This window comes from Streptomyces sp. NPDC029466, from assembly GCF_055574515.1.
Map to the genome: position 1 here is coordinate 114,443 of NZ_JBVHZH010000008.1, position 18,994 is coordinate 133,436.

The following is an 18,994-nucleotide window of genomic DNA, read 5'->3' on the forward strand; positions in this document are numbered from 1 at the left end:
CGGTAAGTTTCTGGCCATGCCACGAGGACGCCACCGCCAATCCCCACCCCTCCACCGGCTGCTTCCTCCCGCGACGGTCGCCGGTGCGTCAATCGCCTGCGCCGCGGGCGCGTGGTTTGTCGGCGACGATCTGGTGCAACGGGTGCTCGCTGCGGGCGCGGCCGCCGCCGCACTGACCGGCGCCGTCCTTCTGCGGACCTGGGACCGTACGGCCGGCCGGCAGGTCGCCGAACTCAACCGCGCCCGGGTGCGCGACGAGTGGCGTACCGAGGAGCGGATAGCCGAACTCGAAACGGACGTCGAGGAAGCCCGCGAGATCCGGGCCGGCCTGGAGGCCAAACTGCGCTCCAAGCGCGCGGAGTTGGCCCGGCTGCGCAGCGAACACGCCGATCTGCTCCGCCGGTACGCCACCGCCGAGACCGAGCGGGCCAGCGCCCTGGAGGGCCGCCGGCTGCTCGCCATCGAGGCCGCCGCCCCCGCCAAGGCGCTGCCGGCCGTCGCCGGCCTCTCCCTGGCGCTGCACGCATCCCCCAAGCTCGCGACCCCGCACCCCAGTTCCCCCCTGCGCCCGGACGAGGGCGACGGCCCCGCGCAGGGCGGAGCGCCGCGCGCAGGGGCGACCACCGTGCCCGCCCGGCGCACGCCCGCCACGAACCCCGACCGCCCGGCCCCCGCCACCTTCGTGCAGGCCGACCAGGCGCTGCGCCGGCTGGCGCGCAACGCCGCCCGGCAGCGCGCCGCCCAGAAGGCCGCGCAGCTGTCGAAGAACGGCGCCGGGGCCGACGGGGCCGCCCGCTCCGGGCCGCCCGCCGTCCGCGACGCCCAGAGTGGCCAGGACGGTGAGCAGGGCCGGGGGAAGGCCCCGGCGGCAGCCGCACAGCGCACCGGCGAGGCCGACCCCGCCCGTACGGCCACCGCCGCCGGACCCGCGCTCCGCCCGGTGCCGGCCACCGCCGCCGCCATCGCCCCGTCCCGCCCCGCCGCGTCCCGTGCGACCGGCGGCTTCGACTTCTTCGGCAACGCGACCACCGCCGGCCCCCGGCAGCCGGGCGCGCCGCTGGAGGAGGATCTGGCGGACGTGGTCGGAGAAGAGGCCCTCGCCGAACAGTCGGCCCGTACGCAGCCGGCGGAGCCCGCCGAGGCCGAGGACACCCGGACCGACGGGGCGACGACCACCGGCAGCGGCGAGGTCATCGACCTGACCGCCCACGACGAAACCGAACAGCTCGACCTCGCCCCGCTGCGCACCGCCATCTCCTGACCCGGCCGCACAGGCCGACCGCACAGCTCGACCGCACAGCTCGACCGCACAGCCATCCGGCCCCGGAGCGTTCCTCAGCTCCGGGGCCGGACCGTTTCCGGGACGGCGGCGCGCCGCGTGGCGTGGCGGCGACCCGCTGTCCACAGGGTGTGGATGGCGGGCGCGCACGAGCGGGCCCCTACTTGTCGATATCCCCGACCACGAAGAACAGCGAGCCGAGGATGGCGACCATGTCGGCGACCAGGGTGCCCGGGAGGAGCTCCACCAGGGCCTGGATGTTGTTGAAGGACGCCGAGCGCAGCTTGAGGCGGTAGGGCGTCTTGTCGCCCTTGGAGACGAGGTAGTAGCCGTTGATGCCGAGGGGGTTCTCGGTCCAGGCGTAGGTCGCGCCCTCGGGGGCCTTCAGGACCTTGGGGAGCCGCTGGTTGACCGGGCCCGGCGGCAGCTCCGCGAGGCGGTCCAGGCAGGCGTCGGCCAGATCGAGCGCATTGTGGCTCTGCGCCAGCAGGCACTCGAAGCGGGCCAGGCAGTCGCCCTCCTGCCGGGTGACGACGTCGAGCGTGGACCCGAGCTCCCCGTATGCCAGATACGGCTCGTCGCGCCGCAGGTCGAAGTCGACACCGGAGGCACGGGCGATCGGCCCGGAGACCCCGTACGCATGCACCGTCTCCGGCGCGAGCACACCGACGCCGCGGGTGCGGCCGCGGAAGATCTCGTTGCCCAGGATCAGGTTGTCGTAGACGTCCATACGGGAGCGCACATCGGCCACCGCCTGCCGGACCCGGCCGAGCCAGCCGGCCGGCAGGTCCTCCTTGAGGCCGCCGACGCGGTTGAACATGTAGTGCATCCGGCCGCCGGAGATCTCCTCCATGACGGCCTGGAGTTCCTCCCGCTCCCGGAAGGCGTGGAAGACGGGGGTGATGCCGCCCAGCTCCAGGGGGTACGAGCCGAGGAACATCAGATGGTTCAGCACGCGGTTCAGCTCGGCGAGCAGGGTCCGCGTCCAGACGGCACGCTCGGGCACCTCCATGCCCAGCATCCGCTCGACGGCCATCACCACGCCCAGCTCGTTGGAGAACGCCGACAGCCAGTCGTGCCGGTTGGCGAGCATGATGATCTGGCGGTAGTCGCGCGCCTCGAAGAGCTTCTCGGCGCCGCGGTGCATATAGCCGATCACCGGCTCGGCGTGCTGGATGCGCTCGCCGTCCAGGACGAGGCGCAGCCGCAGCACGCCATGCGTCGAGGGATGCTGCGGGCCGATGTTCAGCACCATGTCGGTGCTCTCCGCCGCGCCGCCGATGCCGACCGTCGTCTCCGTCATGGGAACAGTCTTGCAGGACCCCCGCCGGGCGGAAGCCCTGGCCCTCAGGCGTCCCACCCCTTGAGCAGCCCCGCACATTCCCCGCCCACCGGCTCCATGAGCCAGCCGAAACCGCCCAGGCCCGCCGGGTCGGTCAGCTCCGCCGCCGCGCCGGCCGTGCTGAGCGCCCGCACGTACCCGGCCGGGTCGCTCGCGGCCAGGGACAGCGGCGGGCGCCGGCCGGTCACCCCCAGGGCGTGCAGCGCCGCGCGCTGGGTCAGCCGCTCCGCCGACGGCCCGGCGCAGGCGTCCAGCGCCACATGTGCCGTGATGTCGCAGCTGCCGTCCGGTACGGGCGGCACCTCGCGGCCGTCGCGGAAACCGGTGAGCGTGCCGAACAGCGGACGGTCGCCCCGTTCGTGCGCATAGTCGGCGGCGACGGCCAGCCCGGCGCGCAGCGTACGGACGGCCCGTGCCCAGGCATCGTCCCGGGGGCGGCCGATCTCGGCGCGCAGCCCGGGGGAGCCGCCTGCGGTGGCGTCGGCAGCCAGGGGCGGCGCCCACCAGCGGCGGAGCCAGTCCGCGTCGGCGCCGTCCACCGGCTCGCCCAGCCGCTCCGTGCCGTCGGCGCGGACGAGCACCCGGCGCGGCACACCGTCCTCATCCGTCTCGACGACCTCGACCGGCACATTGTCGAGCCATTCGTTCGCGAACAGCAGCCCGCTGACCGAGCCCGGCGCGGGCAGCCCGCCCCGCCAGTCGATCCGCGGATCGAGCCCCTGGGGGCGCGCGGCGCGCTCGACGGCGTACGGGCGCACCCGCGCGGCCACCTCCGCGGGCAGCGCGGCCAGCACCCCCGTGAGCAGTTCGCCGCGCCCCGCGCCCACATCGACCAGCGCCAGCTCGTCCGGCCGGCCGAGCGCGGTGTCGACGCGGCACAGGAGCGTGGCGACAGCACCCGCGTAGAGCGGCGAGGCATGCACGGAGGTACGGAAGTGACCGGCCGGGCCGGGGCCGCCGGGCCGGGTGTAGAAGCCGCTGTCCGGGCCGTACAGCGCCCGCTCCGTGGCCTCGCGCCACCCGCACCACTCGTTCGTCATCTGCCCCACGGTACGGGCGGGCGCCGGCCGGGCCGGCGGCACGAGGTGTCATCCGTCCAGCGCTCCGCCACATCTGGTGCAGAGTGCCTCCACCTTGGGGAGTAGGCCCGGCGCCCAGGATCGCTCGTTCGGTTGACTCGTACACGTATCCACAGTGCCTACGCTGGGTTACGTGCAGCGCCTCTATGACTTCCTCCGCAGGCACCCGACAGGGGTGGACACCTTCTGGGCCGTCCTCCTGTTCGGGTTCACCAGCCTGTGGTTCGGGCTCGACACCGACGGCGGCCTGCAGTTCCTCACCGCGATCTTCACGGTCGGCCTGAGCCTCGTCGTCGCGCTGCGCCGCAGGGCCCCGGTGAAGATGCTGCTGCTGACGGCCGCCATCGGCGTCGGCCAGCTGGTCTTCGGCGTCGGGACCAACCCCGGCGACGCCGCGATGTTCGTGATCACCTACACCGTGGCGTCCGGGCCCACCGTCCCCCGCTGGGCCTCCCGCTGTGCGCTCGCCGGTGCCGTCTTCGGCCCCGCCCTCTCCTTCTGGCGCTTCGAGGACGGCGGCGGCCGGCGGGTGGGAGAGAGCCTGTTCGTCACCGTGCTGCTCACCGTGCCCTTCGTGCTGGCCTGGGTGCTCGGCGACTCCATGCGCACCCGCCGCGCCTACTGGGCCCAGCTGGAGGAGCGGGCCGCCCGGCTGGAGAAGGAGCGCGAGGCACAGTCCCGGATCGCGGTCGCCGCCGAGCGCGCCCGTATCGCCCGCGAACTGCACGATGTCGTCGCCCACAACGTCTCGGTGATGGTCGTCCAGGCCGACGGCGCCGCCTATGTGCTCGACGCCGCGCCCGAACAGACCCGGCAGGCCCTGGAGACGATCTCCGGCACGGGCCGCCAGGCACTGGCCGAAATGCGCCGCCTGCTGGGCGTGCTCCGTACCGGCGAGCAGCCCGAGAGCGGCGAATACGTCCCCCAGCCGGGCGTCGAGCAGCTCAACGACCTCATCGACCAGGTGCGCAGCGCGGGACTGCCGGTCGACTTCCGGCGGGAGGGCGAACCCCGCGAGGTGCCCAGCAGTGTCGAACTGACCGTGTACCGCATCGTCCAGGAAGCGCTCACCAACACCCGCAAACACGGTGGCCCCCATGTCGGCGCGACCGTCCGGCTCTCCTACCGGGACGACGCTCTCGATCTGCTCGTCGAGGACGACGGGCGCGGCGCGCAGCGCGAGCTCTACGAGGAGGGCGGGTCGGACGGTCTCGGCCACGGCCTCATCGGGATGCGCGAGCGGGTCGGCATGGTCGGCGGCACCCTGACCGCGGGGCCGCGGCCGGGCGGCGGCTTCCGGGTCAGCGCGGTGCTCCCGTTGAAATCGGCCCGGTGAGGATGCCAACCGGCCCGGCCGGGACGGCGTCCTTGGATGCGGACCACCGACGCACCCGCCACTCGCATCCACCCCGTACCCTCAGCCCCACTCCTGTCCGAAGGGACCCTTGCACATGACCATCCGCGTGATGCTCGTCGACGACCAGGTGCTGCTGCGCACCGGTTTCCGGATGGTGCTGGCCGCACAGCCCGACATGGAAGTCGTCGCGGAGGCGGGCAACGGTGTGGAGGCCCTGGAGGTGCTGCGCGGCGTCCAGGTCGATGTGATCCTCATGGACGTCCGCATGCCGCATCTGGACGGGGTGGAGACCACCCGCCGGATCTGCGAGGGCGGGCAGAAGAAGGACGCCCCCAAGGTGCTCATCCTGACCACCTTCGACCTCGACGAGTACGCCTTCTCCGCGCTGAAGGCGGGGGCCAGCGGCTTCATGCTCAAGGACGTGCCGCCGAGCGAACTGCTCGCCGCGATCCGGGCGGTGGAGAGCGGTGACGCGGTCGTCGCGCCGTCCACCACCCGCCGGCTCCTCGACCGTTTCACGCCGATGCTGCCCGCCACCTCCGGCGAACCCTCCCGCCCCGAACTGGACCGGCTGACGGACCGCGAGCGTGAGGTACTGCTACTGGTCGCCCAGGGCCTGTCCAACGGCGAGATCGCGGCCCGGCTGGTGCTCTCCGAGGCCACGGTCAAGACCCATGTCGGCCGCATCCTCACCAAGCTGAGCCTCCGCGACCGGGTCCAGGCGGTGGTGCTCGCCTATGAGACGGGACTGGTGCGGGCCGGGGGGACGGGGAGCTAGGGGGCCTGCTCGCGGGGGCTGACGTTATTGGGGGCGACGGTGAGGTGGCTGGGGGCGGTATGGGCCCCGGTGGCGCGGTCGCAGGGGGGCGTGGCACCGGGGTGTGGCACCGGGCCGGAGCCGGGGGTCGGAGCCGGGGGCCGGAGCCGAAGCCGGGGGCCGGAGCCGCCAGGGCACGTCCGCCCCAGGCCCTCGTGCTCAGCGGAGCACGCCCTCAAGGAAGTCGCTGCCCAGGCGGGCCACCACCTGGAGGTCCAGTTGGTGGAGCACATAGCGCCCGCGGCGCCGGGTCTGGATCAGACCGGCCTTCTTCAGCGTCGCGACATGCCGGGAGACCTCCGGTGAGGTGATGCCGAACGCCTCCGCCAGCTCCCCCGTCGAATGCGGCCCCCGCGACAGCGTCCGGCACAGCTGCATCCGCATCGGGTGGCCCAGGGCCTCCAGCCGCTGCTGGACGAGTTCCAGGGCGGCAGGCGCCGGCAACTCCGGGCTCGCGACGGGGTACTGGAGCACCGGGCGCCAGCCCCGGGCATGGGCGAACACCAGATGCGGCCAGCCGAACGACGTCGGCAGGAAGGTGACGCCCGGATCCGCGGGGTCCGCGAAGGCCGTCGTACGCCCCTGGGCCAGCTTGTCGAGGACGATGCGGGTGCTGCCGCTGCCGCTGCCACTGCCGGGGCCGGTGCCGGTGGCGGTGCCGGGGCCGCTGCCGTCCGGGGCGTCCTCCAGCCACAGTGCCCGTGAGGTCGCGGAGAGCGTCTCGGCCAGGCCCTTGCGGCGCAGCAACTCGGTCTTGTGCCGGGCATCGGCGGCCAGTTGGATGCCCACCCGTCGCCAGATGTCCCCGAAGAACGCCTCCTCGCAGTCCTCGAACAGGCGGCGCAGCCACACCCGCAGGCCGTCGGGGTCGGTCAGCATCCGGTCGGTGAAGGCCGCCTGCCGGGGGCCGCGCGCGGCGGCCATCTCCCGTATGCGCGCCCGCTCGCCCGCGTCGACCAGGGGTGACGGGGTGGGGAGGGTGTAGCGCGGGGAGCAGGTGATCTCGAACGCGGCGGCCACGAACCGCTCGTCGTCGATCTTGTCCAGCTCGTCCAGGTCCTCGGCCAGCGTCGCCCCGGGGCGGGCCGGCAGCAGGATGTCGGAACGGGAGGACCGCCACAGGATGTCCGCTTCGCACAGCCGGTCGGCGAGGTCGGTCTTCAGCGCCGCGTTGGTCGCGGTGACCCAGCCGTGCAGCCCGGGGTGGTGGCCCGGCTCGGACAGCGCATGCAGTGCGGCGCCCAGCTCCGCCAAGGGGGACGGGGTGAAGACGACGCGCTCCGGCGGCAGCCCGGTGATGTCGATGACGTTGGCCATGCGCCCATCATGCGCGAGGCTCCCACCTGCGCGGACGCCAATTGACGGCTCTCGTCAATCGACGCGCCCCGAGCGGCCGGACCGCCGCACAGTGAGGCACATGAATGCCGGTCAGCAGCACCTCCTCGACCTCTACCGCGCCGCCCAGCGAGGCGAGGCCGCACCGCCCGCCCCGGGCACCCACGCGGTCCGCACCGCCCGCGAGATCCAGCAGTGGCACCACTTCCGGGCCGTCGTCACGGCCCCCGCCGACCGCCTGCCGTCCCGCATCCGCCGCGCCGTACGCTCAGCCGCCACGGCCCTGCTCCGCCGGGAGACCGGCGCCGCCGGAGCCCACGGCGGCGCACCCGCCCGCCTCAACTCCTGACGCCCCACCTCGGCTCCTGACGCCCCACCTCGGTTCTTGACGCCTCGCCTTAGTTCCTGACGCCCACCTCAGCCCTTGCCGCGCCCACCCACCTCAGCGCTTGTCACGTCCGCCCGGCCCCCTCCCTCCCCCCCCCACGCCCGCCCGCCTCACCCCCTCCCACGCCCGCAGGCCTCACCCCTTCCCAGGTCCGCCCCCGTCGCCCCCCTCCCACGCCGGCCCGCCTCACCCCCTCCCACCTCCGCCCGCGTCACCCCCGTCCCGCACGCCGCACGAAGTCCACGAACTCCCCGGTCGCCGACCGGATGTCTGCGTCCGTCCAGGCCAGGGCACCGGCGCCGACCGTGAGTTCCGTCATCGCCACCCCGGGCGGGCCGGCCGGCGCCGGCTCGTCCCAGTGCCGGAACAGCGCCGTTCCGGTGCGCTCCGCCTGCTGCACGACGGCCTCGTTCAGCAGCTCCGGCGGGTGTGGCAACCACAGCTGGAACTGGTGGGTGTGCGGCACCCCGGGGTGCACCCGGAACCACGGCACACCGGCCTCGGCCAGGCCGTCGCCCAGCGCGCGGGCCACCACCTTCGCGTGGGCCACGTACGCGGGCAGCCGCGGCAGCTCACGGTCCAGCCCGGCCAGGGCGGCCAGCGCGGCCGGCCACTGCTGGAACAGTTGGCCGCCGTACCGGTGCCGCCAGGCCCGCGCCTCCTCGGCGAAGTCCTCGGTGCCCGCGAGCGCGGCCCCCGATATGCCGTCCAGCGACTTGTAGAAGGAGACGTACACACTGTCCGCGAGGGCTGCGATCTCCGGGAGCGGGCGGCCGAAGTGCGGGCCGCACTCCCACAGGCGCGCGCCGTCGAAGTGCACCACCGCGTCACGGTCCCGTGCGGCCTCCACCGCCGCGGTCAGCTCGTCCCACGTCGGCAGCGCGAAGCCGGCGTCCCGCAGCGGTAGTTCAAGGGCGAGGGCCCCGAACGGCTCCGGCAGGTCGTAGATCTCCGCGGCGGTCGGTGGCCGCGGCGCGTGGGTGGGATGCACCATGCGCAGCCCGCTGACCACCGCCCAGGCATCGCCCTCATGCACCTCCATGTGCGACAGCGGATGGCCGGCGACCGTCGCATTGCCCGTACGCCCCGCCCAGCAGCGCAGCGCCACCTGCTGGGCCATCGTGCCGGTCGGGAAGAAGACGGCGGCCTCGGTGCCCAGGGCGGCGGCGGTCCGGCGCTCCAGCTCGCCGATGATGCCGTCGTCGTTGCCGTAGACGTCCGTCCAGTCGTCCAGGTCGTAGGTGGCCGGGGCCTCGGCCACCAGGCGGTCCAGCCGCTCGCGGACCGTCTCCCTGCTGCCGGCCGACAGCACCCGCCGCGCGCCGCGGAGCGCCGCTCGCATCCGCTCCCGCCCCACGCGAGCCCCACCCGCCCCGGCCGACGCCCCGCCCGACGCCCCCTCGCCCGACGCCCCGCCCGAAGCCCCCCGCGAGCCCGCATCCGTGCCGCGTCCGCCTGCTTCCCTCATCCGCCTCGCCCCCCGGTCCTGCCCTTGCCCCGCGCCTTCGCGCGCCGTCGCATCGATGGTCGCCCAGCTCCGCGCGGCGCCGCGACCCCTGTGGATAACTCCCGGAAGAGACCCCGGTCTCACCTTCCGCAGAGCTCTGAAAGTCACCGGAAACACTCGCGTAGCATGGCGATGAATCGTCCGGTACCCCCCGCGGACTGGAACGGAAGGCCATCGCCGCGTGAATGCACTCCCACCCCTCGAGGCCCAGGACCGCCCCGCCCGGCTGACCGTCGGGGTCGTCGGCGCGGGCCGTGTCGGGCCCGCCCTGGCCGCTGCGCTTCAGCTCGCAGGGCACCACCCGGTTGCCGTCTCGGGCGTGTCCGACGCCTCCGTACGCCGCGCCGCCGAGCTGCTGCCCGACGTGCCGCTGGTTCCCCCGGCCGAGGTCCTCGCCCGCGCCGACCTGGTCCTGCTGACCGTCCCCGACGACGCCCTGGCCGGCCTGGTGAGCGGCCTCGCTGAGACCGGTGCCGTACGCCCCGGCCAGCTGCTGGTGCACACCTCGGGGCGGTTCGGAACGGCGGTCCTGGACCCGGCCACCCGGGCCGGCGCCCTGCCGCTCGCCCTGCATCCAGCCATGACGTTCACCGGCACCTCCGTGGACGTCCAGCGGCTGGCCGGCTGCTCCTTCGGCGTGACCTCGCCCGACGAGCTGCGGATGGCCGCCGAGGCGCTGGTCATCGAGATGGGCGGGGAACCCGAGTGGATCGCGGAATCCGCCCGTCCGCTCTACCACGCAGCGCTGGCCATCGGCGCGAATCACCTGGTCACGCTCGTTGCCCAGGCGATGGAACTGCTCCACGAGGCCGGGGTGCAGGCCCCGGACCGGATGCTCGGACCGCTGCTCGGCGCCGCCCTGGACAACGCGCTCCGGTCCGGTGACGCGGCGCTGACCGGCCCGGTCGCCCGGGGCGACGCCGGCACCGTCGCCGCCCATATCGCCGAGCTGCGCCGGCACGCGCCGCAGAGCGTCGCCGGATATCTCGCGATGGCCCGTACGACCGCGGACCGGGCGCTGGTCCACGGTCTGCTGAAGCCGGAGCTGGCCGAGGACCTGCTCGAAGTGCTCGCCGACTCCGGCGACGGCCCCGGCACCGCCCCGGGCGCCCCCGGCCCCTCCGGCCCGGATCCCGACGCTCCCGGCCACGGCCCCGAGGGAGGCGACCGATGACCGCCTCGCCCCTGAGCCCGCCCCCCGAACCGGGCTCCCACCCGGACGCCGCTCCGGCACCGGACATGTCCGTGCCCCAGGAGCCCGTCAACCAGGAGCCCGTCAACCAGGAGCCCGTCAACCAGGAGCCGGACCAGCCCATGGAGGAGCCGGACCAGCCCATGGACGAGAGTCGCCCGACCCCGGCCCGCACCCGGGCCGTACGGCTCCTCCACACCGCCGCCGCCCTCCGCGAGCAGCCCCGGGGTACCGGCGCCCGTGCCGTCGTCATGACCATGGGCGCGCTCCACGAGGGCCACGCCACCCTGATCCGCGCCGCCCGCCGCCGGGTCGGCCCGCAGGGCCAGGTCGTCGTCACGGTCTTCGTCAATCCGCTCCAGTTCGGGGCGGGCGAGGACCTGGACCGCTATCCGCGCACCCTGGACGCCGATACGGAGCTGGCGGCCGCCGCGGGCGCTGACGTCGTCTTCGCCCCGTCCGTCGACGAGGTCTACCCGGGCGGAGAACCGCAGATCCGGGTCGCCGCGGGCCCCATGGGGACCCTCCTGGAAGGCGCCAGCCGCCCCGGGCACTTCGACGGGGTGCTCACCGTCGTCGCCAAGCTGCTGCATCTGACCGCGCCGGACCTCGCCTTCTACGGGCAGAAGGACGCCCAGCAGCTCGCCGTCATCACACGGATGGCCGCCGACCTCAACTTCCCCGTCGAGATCATCGGTGTCCCCACGGTGCGCGAGGAGGACGGCCTCGCCCTCTCCAGCCGTAACCGCTACCTCTCCGCCCCGGAGCGGCGCACCGCGCTCACGCTGTCCGCCGCGCTGTTCGCGGCCCGCGACCGGCTCGCCGCCGAGGAGGCGCTGCGCGCCCGCGCCGTCTCCACGGGCCACGCGGCGCAGGACCGGGCCGCGGCGCTGGCCGCCCTCGGCGAGGACCGGGCCGCCGCCGACGCGCACGCCGTCGCTTACGCCGCCGCGGGACCCCCGCACGGCCCGTCCGTGGCACGCGCCGCGGCCCGTGCCGTCCTGGACGACGCCGCCCGGCTCGAACCGCCGCTCCTCCTGGACTACCTGGCGCTGGTCGACCCGTCCGACTTCACCGAGGTCCCGGACGGCTACGACGGCGAGGCCATCCTCGCGGTCGCCGCCAAGGTCGGCACCACCCGGCTGATCGACAACATCCGTCTCGACTTCGGAGCCGGGCGCTCCGGACCGGCGCCCGCCCACCAGGACGGAACCGGCACGGACGCCGCCCCTTCCGACGCACCCGCCACACCTCCCCCCGCCCCCCAAGGCCCCCTCGGAGCGACTCGATGACCGCCACCGGAACAGGCACCGGCCCCGCAGCAGACACCGGCATACGCATGACCGCCCCTGCCCCCGGGTGGTCCATCGCGGCGGATGTCGTCGTGGTGGGCTCCGGGGTGGCCGGGCTGACCGCCGCGCTGCGCTGCGCCGCGGCCGGCCGCCGGACCGTCGTCGTCACCAAGGCCCGTCTGGACGACGGCTCCACGCGCTGGGCACAGGGCGGGATCGCGGCCGCGCTCGGCGACGGCGACACCCCGGAGCAGCATCTTGCCGACACCCTCGTCGCGGGCGCCGGACTGTGCGACGAGACCGCCGTACGCACCCTGGTCACCGAAGGCCCGGACGCCGTCCACCGGCTGATCGGCACCGGAGCCCGCTTCGACACCGCACCGGGCAGCGACGAGATAGCGCTCACCCGGGAAGGCGGCCACCACCGCCGTCGTATCGCGCACGCCGGCGGCGACGCCACCGGGGCCGAGATCTCCCGTGCGCTCGTTGGGGCGGTCCGCGCCGCCGGGCTGCGCACCATCGAGAACGCGCTGGTCCTCGACCTGCTCACGGACGCCGAGGGCCGTACGGCCGGTGTCACCCTGCACGTCATGGGGGAGGGCCAGCACGACGGGGTCGGGGCCGTACACGCCCCGGCGGTGGTGCTCGCCACCGGGGGCATGGGGCAGGTCTTCTCCGCGACCACCAACCCGGCGGTCTCCACCGGAGACGGGGTGGCCCTGGCACTGCGCGCCGGCGCCGAGGTCTCCGACCTGGAATTCGTCCAATTCCACCCCACCGTTCTGTATTTGGGGCCGGAAGCGGAAGGCCAGCAGCCGCTGATCTCCGAGGCCGTACGGGGCGAGGGAGCCCACCTCGTCGACGCCGACGGCACCCGCTTCATGGTCGGCCGGCACGAACTCGCCGAGCTGGCCCCGCGCGACATCGTCGCCAAGGAGATCATGCGGCAGGCGCACGAACAGGGCGTCGAGCACATGTATTTGGACGGCCGGCACTTCGGCGCCCAGATGTGGGAGACCCGTTTCCCCACCATCCTCGCCGCCTGCCGCAGCCACGGCATCGACCCGGTCACCGAGCCGATACCGGTCGCCCCGGCCGCGCACTACGCCTCCGGCGGCGTCCGCACCGATCTGCGCGGGCGCACCACCGTCCCGGGCCTCTACGCCTGCGGCGAGGTCGCCTGCACCGGCGTACACGGCGCGAACCGGCTGGCCTCCAACTCCCTCCTGGAGGGCCTGGTGTTCGCGGAGCGGATCGCCGCGGACATCGCCCAGGCCCCCGCCCCGCAGGCCGCGGCGAGCGGCGCACCGGCGGACGGCGCGCGCCCCGCGCCCGCGCCCGCCCCGCCCGCGCCCCGCACCGCCCTCCCGCTGCTCGCCCCGGAGACCCGTACGGCCGTGCAGCGGATCATGACCGCCGGTGCCGGAGTGCTGCGCAGCGCGGAGAGCCTCGCCCGTGCGGCCGCCGAACTGGACCGTCTCCACCGGGAGGCGGCCGTGACCGCAGGCCCTGCGGGCGGCGGCGAACCGGCCGGTGCGGCCGCCACCGGGAGCGCCGCCCGCCCCGTCGAACGCAAGGCCCCCGAGCCCGGCGTGGAGGCATGGGAGGCCACCAACCTCCTGTGCGTGGCCCGGGTGCTGGTCGCCGCGGCGCAGCGCCGGGCGGAGACCCGCGGCTGCCATTGGCGCGAGGACCACCCGGACCGGGACGATGTCTCCTGGCGCCGCCATTTCCGCATCACCCTGGATGCGGACCGCGCGCTGACCCTGCAGACGACGGAGACCGCCGAGTTCCCGCCGACGGCCACCTCGTAGCCACCGCTCCCACCGCCCGCCAAGACAGACCGCACCGCACACCCCACCTCCCCGAATACGGAGCCCACCCCGTGAGCAGCACCTCCGACGACCTCCCCCTCCTCCAGATCGGCGGGCCCACCGGCGGCGCCTCCGCCGGTGGCTGCGGCGATGCCTGCGGCTGCGGCGGCGACGACGGCTCGTTCGAACTCGACCCGCTGAGCTGCGGTCTCGACCCCGACCTGGCCGCGCTCCTGGTGGCCGCCGGCCTCGACCCCGTCCAGGTCGAGGAGATCGCCCATCTCGCCCTTGAGGAGGACCTCGACCAGGGCGTGGACGTCACGACCGTGGCGACCGTCCCCGAGGACGCCGTCGCCACCGGCGACTTCACCGCCCGCGAGGCCGGCACGGTCGCCGGTCTGCGGATCGCCGAGGCCGTGCTGTCCCTCGTCTGCACCGAAGAGTTCGCGGTCGAGCGGCACGTCGAGGACGGCGACCGGGTCACGGCCGGCACCAAGCTGCTGAGCGTCACCACCCGCACCCGCGACCTGCTCACCGCCGAGCGCAGCGCGCTCAACCTGCTGTGCCTGCTGTCCGGCATCGCGACCGCGACCCGGGCCTGGGCGGACGTCCTCGAAGGGACGAAGGCCAGGGTCCGCGACACCCGTAAGACGACGCCGGGGCTGCGCGCCATGGAGAAGTTCGCGGTGCGCTGCGGTGGCGGCGTCAACCACCGGATGTCGCTGTCCGACGCGGCGCTGATCAAGGACAACCACGTGGTCGCGGCGGGCGGCATCGCCGAGGCGTTCACGGCCGTACGGACCGAGTTCCCCGGGGTGCCGATCGAGGTGGAGGTCGACCGGATCGACCAGATCCCGCCGATCCTCGCCGAAGGCGCCGACCTGATCCTGCTGGACAACTTCACCCCCGAGCAGACCCGGGAGGCGGTGGCCCTGGTCGCCGGCCGGGCGATGCTGGAGTCGTCGGGCCGGCTGACCCTCGACAACGCCCGCGCCTACGCCGAGACCGGCGTCGACTACCTCGCGGTGGGCGCGCTCACCCACTCCTCCCCGATCCTCGACATCGGCCTCGACCTGCGCGAGGACGACGGCCAGGACGACCGGGGCGCAGCCGACGATGTGCGTGAGGACCGCTGACCGCCATGCTCCTGATCATCGACGCGGGCCCACCCGTCGCCCCACCCGCCACCCCGGGCGAGCCCTTCGTGCCTGACGTGAACCGGAGGCGGTGCGGAGCATGCTCCTGACCATCGACGTAGGAAACACCCACACGGTTCTCGGCCTCTTCGACGGCGAGGAGATCGTCGAGCACTGGCGGATCTCCACCGACGCCCGGCGCACCGCCGATGAGCTCGCCGTCCTGCTCCAGGGCCTGATGGGGATGCACCCGCTGCTCGGCGACGACCTGGGCGACGGCATCGAGGGCATCTCCATCTGCTCCACGGTGCCCTCCGTCCTCCATGAGCTGCGCGAGGTCACCCGCCGCTACTACGGCGACGTGCCGGCCGTCCTGGTGGAGCCCGGCGTCAAGACGGGCGTGCCGATCCTCATGGACAACCCCAAGGAGGTCGGCGCCGACCGGATCATCAACGCCCTGGCGGCCGTCGAGCTCTACGGCGGCCCCGCGGTGGTCGTCGACTTCGGTACGGCCACCACCTTCGACGCGGTCAGCGCGCGCGGCGAGTACGTCGGCGGCGTGATCGCACCGGGCATCGAGATCTCCGTGGACGCGCTGGGCGTCAAGGGCGCCCAGCTCCGCAAGATCGAACTGGCCCGGCCGCGCAGCGTCATCGGCAAGAACACCGTGGAGGCCATGCAGTCCGGCATCCTCTACGGGTTCGCGGGCCAGGTCGACGGGGTGGTCCAGCGCATGGCGCGGGAGCTGGCCGACGACCCCGACGACGTGACCGTGATCGCCACCGGCGGGCTGGCGCCGATGGTGCTCGGTGAGTCCTCGGAGATCGACGAGCACGAGCCCTGGCTCACCCTGATCGGTCTGCGGCTGGTCTACGAGCGGAATATCGCCCGCTCCTAGCGGAAACCGCCCGGTCCGCGGACGCCATTCCCGCACCGGATGATCGGTGGTGCGGCTCGCGGCCGCGCCACCGTTCACGAATTAAGCGGCTTTTGTCGGAATTGGTCGTAAAGTCGCCACATGCCAATGCCAAACGGAACCCGCGGCGGCATGGCGTTCAGCGCCGATGAGTTGCGTGTGCTCCGTCGCGCCCTCGCCCATGCCCTGAAGACGACGTCCCCGTCCGCCCCGCTCGGCGCCCTCGGGCCCGAGTGGACCCAGGACATCCAGGAATACCTCCGGCTGGCCGAGGCGGTCGACGAGGCGGTCAGCGAAGGCGGCCGGCTGCGCGCCTTCCTCCTCGCCGACCTCGCCCGCTACCGCGCGGCCCTGCCCGGCTCGGCCACCGGTTATCTCGCACACCTCAAGGAGGCGCTGGCAGTGGGCCATGTCCCCGGCCCCGACGATCTCGCCGCCCTCCGCTCGCTGCCGCGCTCCGGCGGAAAGGCCGAGTGCGAGCGCCGCAGCGCCCTGCTGCGCCACTGCGAGCAGCTCGCCGAACAATCCGTACGCACCCGGCTGCGCGCGCTGCCAGGCGGCCGCTCGGCCACTCGAAGCGGGCGGGAGCCGGAGCCCGAGCGGGAGCCGAAACCGGAGCGCAAACCGGAGCCCGCGCCGGCACCGCAGCCCAAGCGCCCGCAGCGGGACCGGCCCATCCCCACGCCGGGCGAGGTCTTCCCGCCCCGCCGCAAGCCCGCCCCGCCCCCCGAGAGCCGCACCGCCTGAACGCTGCGTACTCTGGAATCTCACGCCCCAAAGGAGGCCGAACGCCATGGATTACGTCGCAGCGCTGCTCCCGCCCGTAGTGATGGCCGTGGCCTTCACCGCCCTGATCGTGACGATCATCAAGAGCCAGGGCGGCGAGAACAAGGCCAAGGAGGACGCCGCCGTGGACGCCGCCCTGGCGCGAGCCGAATCCGCCGGTCAGGAGCCCACGGCACACGGCGCCTGAGCCGCCCGCCGCCCTTTCGGCGGCCTGCGCGCACCGTACGACCCGGGATCGACCGTCCCGGGTCGTACATCCTTTTCCGGCGCAAACGCAACGAGATCAACGGGCATTCGCGACATCTCCCACTATTGTTCTTGTGTGCCGAGACGCTTGGGTGATCTGGAAGACGCGGTCATGACGCGGGTCTGGGAGTGGAACCGCCCGGTCACCGTTCGAGAAGTCCTGGAAGATCTGCAGAAGGAACGGTCCATCGCCTACACCACGGTCATGACCGTATTGGACAACCTTCACCAGAAGGGCTGGGTGCGCCGCGAAGCAGAAGGCCGCGCCTATCGATATGAGGCGGTCTCCACGCGCGCCGCCTACGCGGCCGCACTGATGAACGAGGCATGGTCCGCCAGCGACAACCCCGCGGCCGCTCTTGTCGCCTTCTTCGGCATGATGTCGCCGGAACAGCGACAGGCCCTGCGCGACGCCGTACGGATGGTCCAAGTCGACGAACCGGCGGAAGACGCGGAACAACCGGCACAAGAGACGGAAGAGAGCACGCCGGCGGAAGAACCCGCGGCAGAAGCGGCACCGCAAGGGGCCGAGGAAGCCGGGCCCGCCGAAGGGGATGAGCCCGGGGCGAACGCCACCGGCAAGGGGCGATAGCGTCCCGGCATGCCTCCGCATTCAAAAGGCCTCACCGTCCGCCGGGCCAGGACCAGCGATGTACCGGCCGTACGCCGCCTCATCGACTCCTACTCACGCGACGGGATCCTGCTCGACAAAGCCACCGTCACGCTTTACGAGGACATCCAGGAGTTCTGGGTGGCCGAGCGCGACGAAGACGCCGAGGTCGTCGGCTGCGGAGCACTCCACGTCATGTGGGAAGACCTGGCGGAGGTCCGCACCCTGGCCGTGGATCCGCGGCTGAAGGGGTCCGGCGTCGGCCACCAAGTCCTCGACAAGCTGCTGCGCACCGCGAGCTGGCTCGGAGTGCGGCGCATTTTCTGTCTCACCTTCGAAGTCGACTTCTTCACCAAGCACGGCTTCGTAGAGATCGGCGAAGCTCCGGTAGACGGTGATGTCTACAGTGAGCTGCTGCGTTCCTATGACGAGGGCGTTGCGGAGTTCCTGGGCCTCGAACGAGTGAAGCCCAACACCCTGGGTAACAGCCGGATGCTTCTGCACCTGTGATGAGTGTTCTATGTCCGAATCGCTCCCCTATCTCATGGGTACGGAAGCATGCGTTCCCCGCTCTGTGGGCAAGTGAACCCTACCCAAGGGTTTGTGTTTTTCCCGGAAAAGCGGTTTGCTTTCCGTCGTAATCCGCATTCGATGAAAGGGAAACCGGTGGCACAGAAGGTTCAGGTTCTTCTTGTCGATGACCTCAACGGTGGCGAGGCGGACGAGACGGTGACGTTCGCTCTCGACGGCAAGTCCTACGAGATCGACCTCTCCGACAGCAACGCCCAGAAGCTGCGCGACTCCCTCGCCGACTTCGTGAAGGCGGGTCGCCGTACCGGTGGCCGCGCTTCTTCGGGTCGCGGCAAGTCGCGTGGTGCGGCCTCCGGTGGCAGCCAGGACACCGCGAAGATCCGCGCCTGGGCCAAGGAGAACGGCTACAACGTCAATGACCGTGGCCGTGTCCCCGCCGACATTCGCGAGGCATTCGAGAAGGCCAACGGCTGATCGCCGTACAGGCGGTCCGATTGGGCATTACCAGCACGCATCAACCGGGCACGGTGGCACTCCGTCGCCGCCGCGCTCACGAGTCGTACGAGGTCGGGGACGCCCCTGTCGTCCCCGTTTCCCGCCCCGAACCCCGTGGTGGGCAGGGAATTCTCCGCTTCGTACCCGGGCCGGGGAGGTCGCACCCATCGCGCGGCCTCCCGGGAACCGAATCCGTATGACGGTGCTGTGCCAGTGGGGAACACCGGCGCGGGCATCCGGTCTCCGGTCCCACGCGCCGTGAGATCCGGGACGAGCGCACCCCACTCCAGCCATTCCAGGATTCCCGGGAGTTCCTCGGCGCCGCCGGCCGCGATGAGCATGAGCAATTTCGGCCGATCACCGGGGTGATTCCCGTCGCATCCGGCCCGAACGAGCGCCACCGGGCCGGTGCGCGGCAATCGCCGGAGTACGGCACTTCCCGCCCCGGCCGGCATCTCCAGCACATCGAAGCGCCGCCCCGTGAGCAGCTCCACCGGCTCCGTTCCGGTGGTCGGCCAGCCCAGCTCTTCCTCGTACCACCGGCGAACGGCGGCGAGGGGGCTGCGGGGGCGCGGAAGCACGCGGGCCATGCCCGGTGCAACTCCCGAAAACCCAGGAAGTTACGCTGGGTAGAGGTGTGGATACGCACCGTGCCAGAGGGAGGGGCGCGGAGGGGCACTCGATGGCGTGCGGATGTTCGCCCGTAGCGGATGGAAGCGGCCCGCGCCGCATGGAGTGTCAGTGGCAGCGGGTAAGACAGTCTCAGTGGGAAGAGACGGTGTGACCGGCGCCCGAGGCGTTCCGCCCCGGCTGATGACCGACGGCGGACGGCGTGTCGGTAACGGGCGCGTTCGCCACGGGCGTAGTGGCAG

Annotated in this window: 19 protein-coding genes; 14 read left to right on the plus strand and 5 right to left on the minus strand. The window is 73.1% G+C overall.

Annotation, left to right across the window (positions count from 1 at the left end):
• Nucleotides 1-16: 16 nt before the first annotated feature.
• Nucleotides 17-1,261, plus strand: a complete 1,245-nt coding sequence (locus ACZ4XD_RS09700) for a hypothetical protein (protein ID WP_468039966.1) — start codon at nucleotides 17-19, stop codon at nucleotides 1,259-1,261.
• A gap of 178 nt (nucleotides 1,262-1,439) precedes the next feature.
• Here ACZ4XD_RS09700 and ACZ4XD_RS09705 read toward each other — a convergent pair whose 3' ends face one another.
• The gene (locus tag ACZ4XD_RS09705) at nucleotides 1,440-2,582 is read right to left on the minus strand and encodes an NADH-quinone oxidoreductase subunit D (RefSeq protein ID WP_468039968.1); all 1,143 of its coding nucleotides are present in this window, start codon (nucleotides 2,580-2,582) and stop codon (nucleotides 1,440-1,442) included.
• Between the two features lie 44 nt (nucleotides 2,583-2,626).
• On the minus strand, nucleotides 2,627-3,661 hold the full coding sequence (locus tag ACZ4XD_RS09710) for an SAM-dependent methyltransferase (protein ID WP_468039970.1): 1,035 nt from the start codon (nucleotides 3,659-3,661) through the stop codon (nucleotides 2,627-2,629).
• A gap of 172 nt (nucleotides 3,662-3,833) precedes the next feature.
• Here ACZ4XD_RS09710 and ACZ4XD_RS09715 point away from each other — a divergent pair, with 172 nt between their 5' ends.
• The gene (locus tag ACZ4XD_RS09715; protein ID WP_468039972.1) at nucleotides 3,834-5,036 is read left to right on the plus strand and encodes a sensor histidine kinase; all 1,203 of its coding nucleotides are present in this window, start codon (nucleotides 3,834-3,836) and stop codon (nucleotides 5,034-5,036) included.
• A gap of 115 nt (nucleotides 5,037-5,151) precedes the next feature.
• A complete protein-coding gene (locus ACZ4XD_RS09720; protein WP_468039974.1) occupies nucleotides 5,152-5,835 on the plus strand; it encodes a response regulator in 684 nt (227 codons plus the stop codon).
• A 198-nt stretch (nucleotides 5,836-6,033) separates the two neighbouring features.
• On the opposite strand, the gene ACZ4XD_RS09725 is transcribed toward ACZ4XD_RS09720, so the two are convergent.
• Nucleotides 6,034-7,191, minus strand: a complete 1,158-nt coding sequence (locus ACZ4XD_RS09725) for a DUF5937 family protein (protein WP_468039976.1) — start codon at nucleotides 7,189-7,191, stop codon at nucleotides 6,034-6,036.
• A gap of 100 nt (nucleotides 7,192-7,291) precedes the next feature.
• Between ACZ4XD_RS09725 and ACZ4XD_RS09730 the strand changes: the two genes are divergently transcribed.
• The gene (locus ACZ4XD_RS09730) at nucleotides 7,292-7,558 is read left to right on the plus strand and encodes a hypothetical protein (protein WP_468039978.1); all 267 of its coding nucleotides are present in this window, start codon (nucleotides 7,292-7,294) and stop codon (nucleotides 7,556-7,558) included.
• Between the two features lie 250 nt (nucleotides 7,559-7,808).
• On the opposite strand, the gene ACZ4XD_RS09735 is transcribed toward ACZ4XD_RS09730, so the two are convergent.
• Complete coding sequence (locus tag ACZ4XD_RS09735; protein WP_468039980.1) at nucleotides 7,809-8,939, minus strand: threonine aldolase family protein; 1,131 nt, start codon at nucleotides 8,937-8,939, stop codon at nucleotides 7,809-7,811.
• Nucleotides 8,940-9,285: 346 nt separating this feature from the next.
• On the opposite strand from ACZ4XD_RS09735, the gene ACZ4XD_RS09740 reads away from it, so the two are divergent.
• From ACZ4XD_RS09740 to ACZ4XD_RS09785, 10 genes are all read left to right on the plus strand, one after another.
• Complete coding sequence (locus ACZ4XD_RS09740) at nucleotides 9,286-10,278, plus strand: Rossmann-like and DUF2520 domain-containing protein (protein WP_468039982.1); 993 nt, start codon at nucleotides 9,286-9,288, stop codon at nucleotides 10,276-10,278.
• 161 nt (nucleotides 10,279-10,439) lie between these two features.
• Complete coding sequence (panC, locus tag ACZ4XD_RS09745; RefSeq protein WP_468040098.1) at nucleotides 10,440-11,588, plus strand: pantoate--beta-alanine ligase; 1,149 nt, start codon at nucleotides 10,440-10,442, stop codon at nucleotides 11,586-11,588.
• A complete protein-coding gene (locus tag ACZ4XD_RS09750) occupies nucleotides 11,585-13,402 on the plus strand; it encodes an L-aspartate oxidase (RefSeq protein ID WP_468039984.1) in 1,818 nt (605 codons plus the stop codon). The genes panC and ACZ4XD_RS09750 overlap by 4 nt, the downstream gene beginning before the upstream one ends.
• A gap of 71 nt (nucleotides 13,403-13,473) precedes the next feature.
• Nucleotides 13,474-14,538, plus strand: coding sequence for a carboxylating nicotinate-nucleotide diphosphorylase (gene nadC / locus ACZ4XD_RS09755; protein WP_468039986.1), 1,065 nt, complete (start codon nucleotides 13,474-13,476; stop codon nucleotides 14,536-14,538).
• 100 nt (nucleotides 14,539-14,638) lie between these two features.
• Nucleotides 14,639-15,436: a type III pantothenate kinase gene (locus ACZ4XD_RS09760; protein ID WP_042150267.1), complete on the plus strand. Its 798-nt coding sequence runs from the start codon at nucleotides 14,639-14,641 to the stop codon at nucleotides 15,434-15,436.
• A gap of 150 nt (nucleotides 15,437-15,586) precedes the next feature.
• Nucleotides 15,587-16,201 (plus strand): hypothetical protein, encoded by a 615-nt coding sequence (locus ACZ4XD_RS09765; RefSeq protein WP_468040101.1) that lies wholly within the window; start codon nucleotides 15,587-15,589, stop codon nucleotides 16,199-16,201.
• A 46-nt stretch (nucleotides 16,202-16,247) separates the two neighbouring features.
• The gene (locus tag ACZ4XD_RS09770) at nucleotides 16,248-16,427 is read left to right on the plus strand and encodes a hypothetical protein (protein ID WP_042150260.1); all 180 of its coding nucleotides are present in this window, start codon (nucleotides 16,248-16,250) and stop codon (nucleotides 16,425-16,427) included.
• 135 nt (nucleotides 16,428-16,562) lie between these two features.
• A complete protein-coding gene (locus ACZ4XD_RS09775) occupies nucleotides 16,563-17,078 on the plus strand; it encodes a BlaI/MecI/CopY family transcriptional regulator (protein WP_468039989.1) in 516 nt (171 codons plus the stop codon).
• A 9-nt stretch (nucleotides 17,079-17,087) separates the two neighbouring features.
• Nucleotides 17,088-17,606, plus strand: coding sequence for an amino-acid N-acetyltransferase (locus ACZ4XD_RS09780; RefSeq protein WP_042150254.1), 519 nt, complete (start codon nucleotides 17,088-17,090; stop codon nucleotides 17,604-17,606).
• A gap of 156 nt (nucleotides 17,607-17,762) precedes the next feature.
• Nucleotides 17,763-18,101 (plus strand): histone-like nucleoid-structuring protein Lsr2, encoded by a 339-nt coding sequence (locus ACZ4XD_RS09785; RefSeq protein ID WP_042150251.1) that lies wholly within the window; start codon nucleotides 17,763-17,765, stop codon nucleotides 18,099-18,101.
• On the opposite strand, the gene ACZ4XD_RS09790 is transcribed toward ACZ4XD_RS09785, so the two are convergent.
• Nucleotides 18,032-18,712 carry an SCO3374 family protein gene (locus ACZ4XD_RS09790; RefSeq protein ID WP_468039992.1) on the minus strand — a complete coding sequence of 227 codons (681 nt, stop codon included), beginning with the start codon at nucleotides 18,710-18,712 and terminating at the stop codon, nucleotides 18,032-18,034. The two genes, ACZ4XD_RS09785 and ACZ4XD_RS09790, sit on opposite strands and share 70 nt — an antisense overlap.
• Nucleotides 18,713-18,994 lie beyond the last annotated feature (282 nt).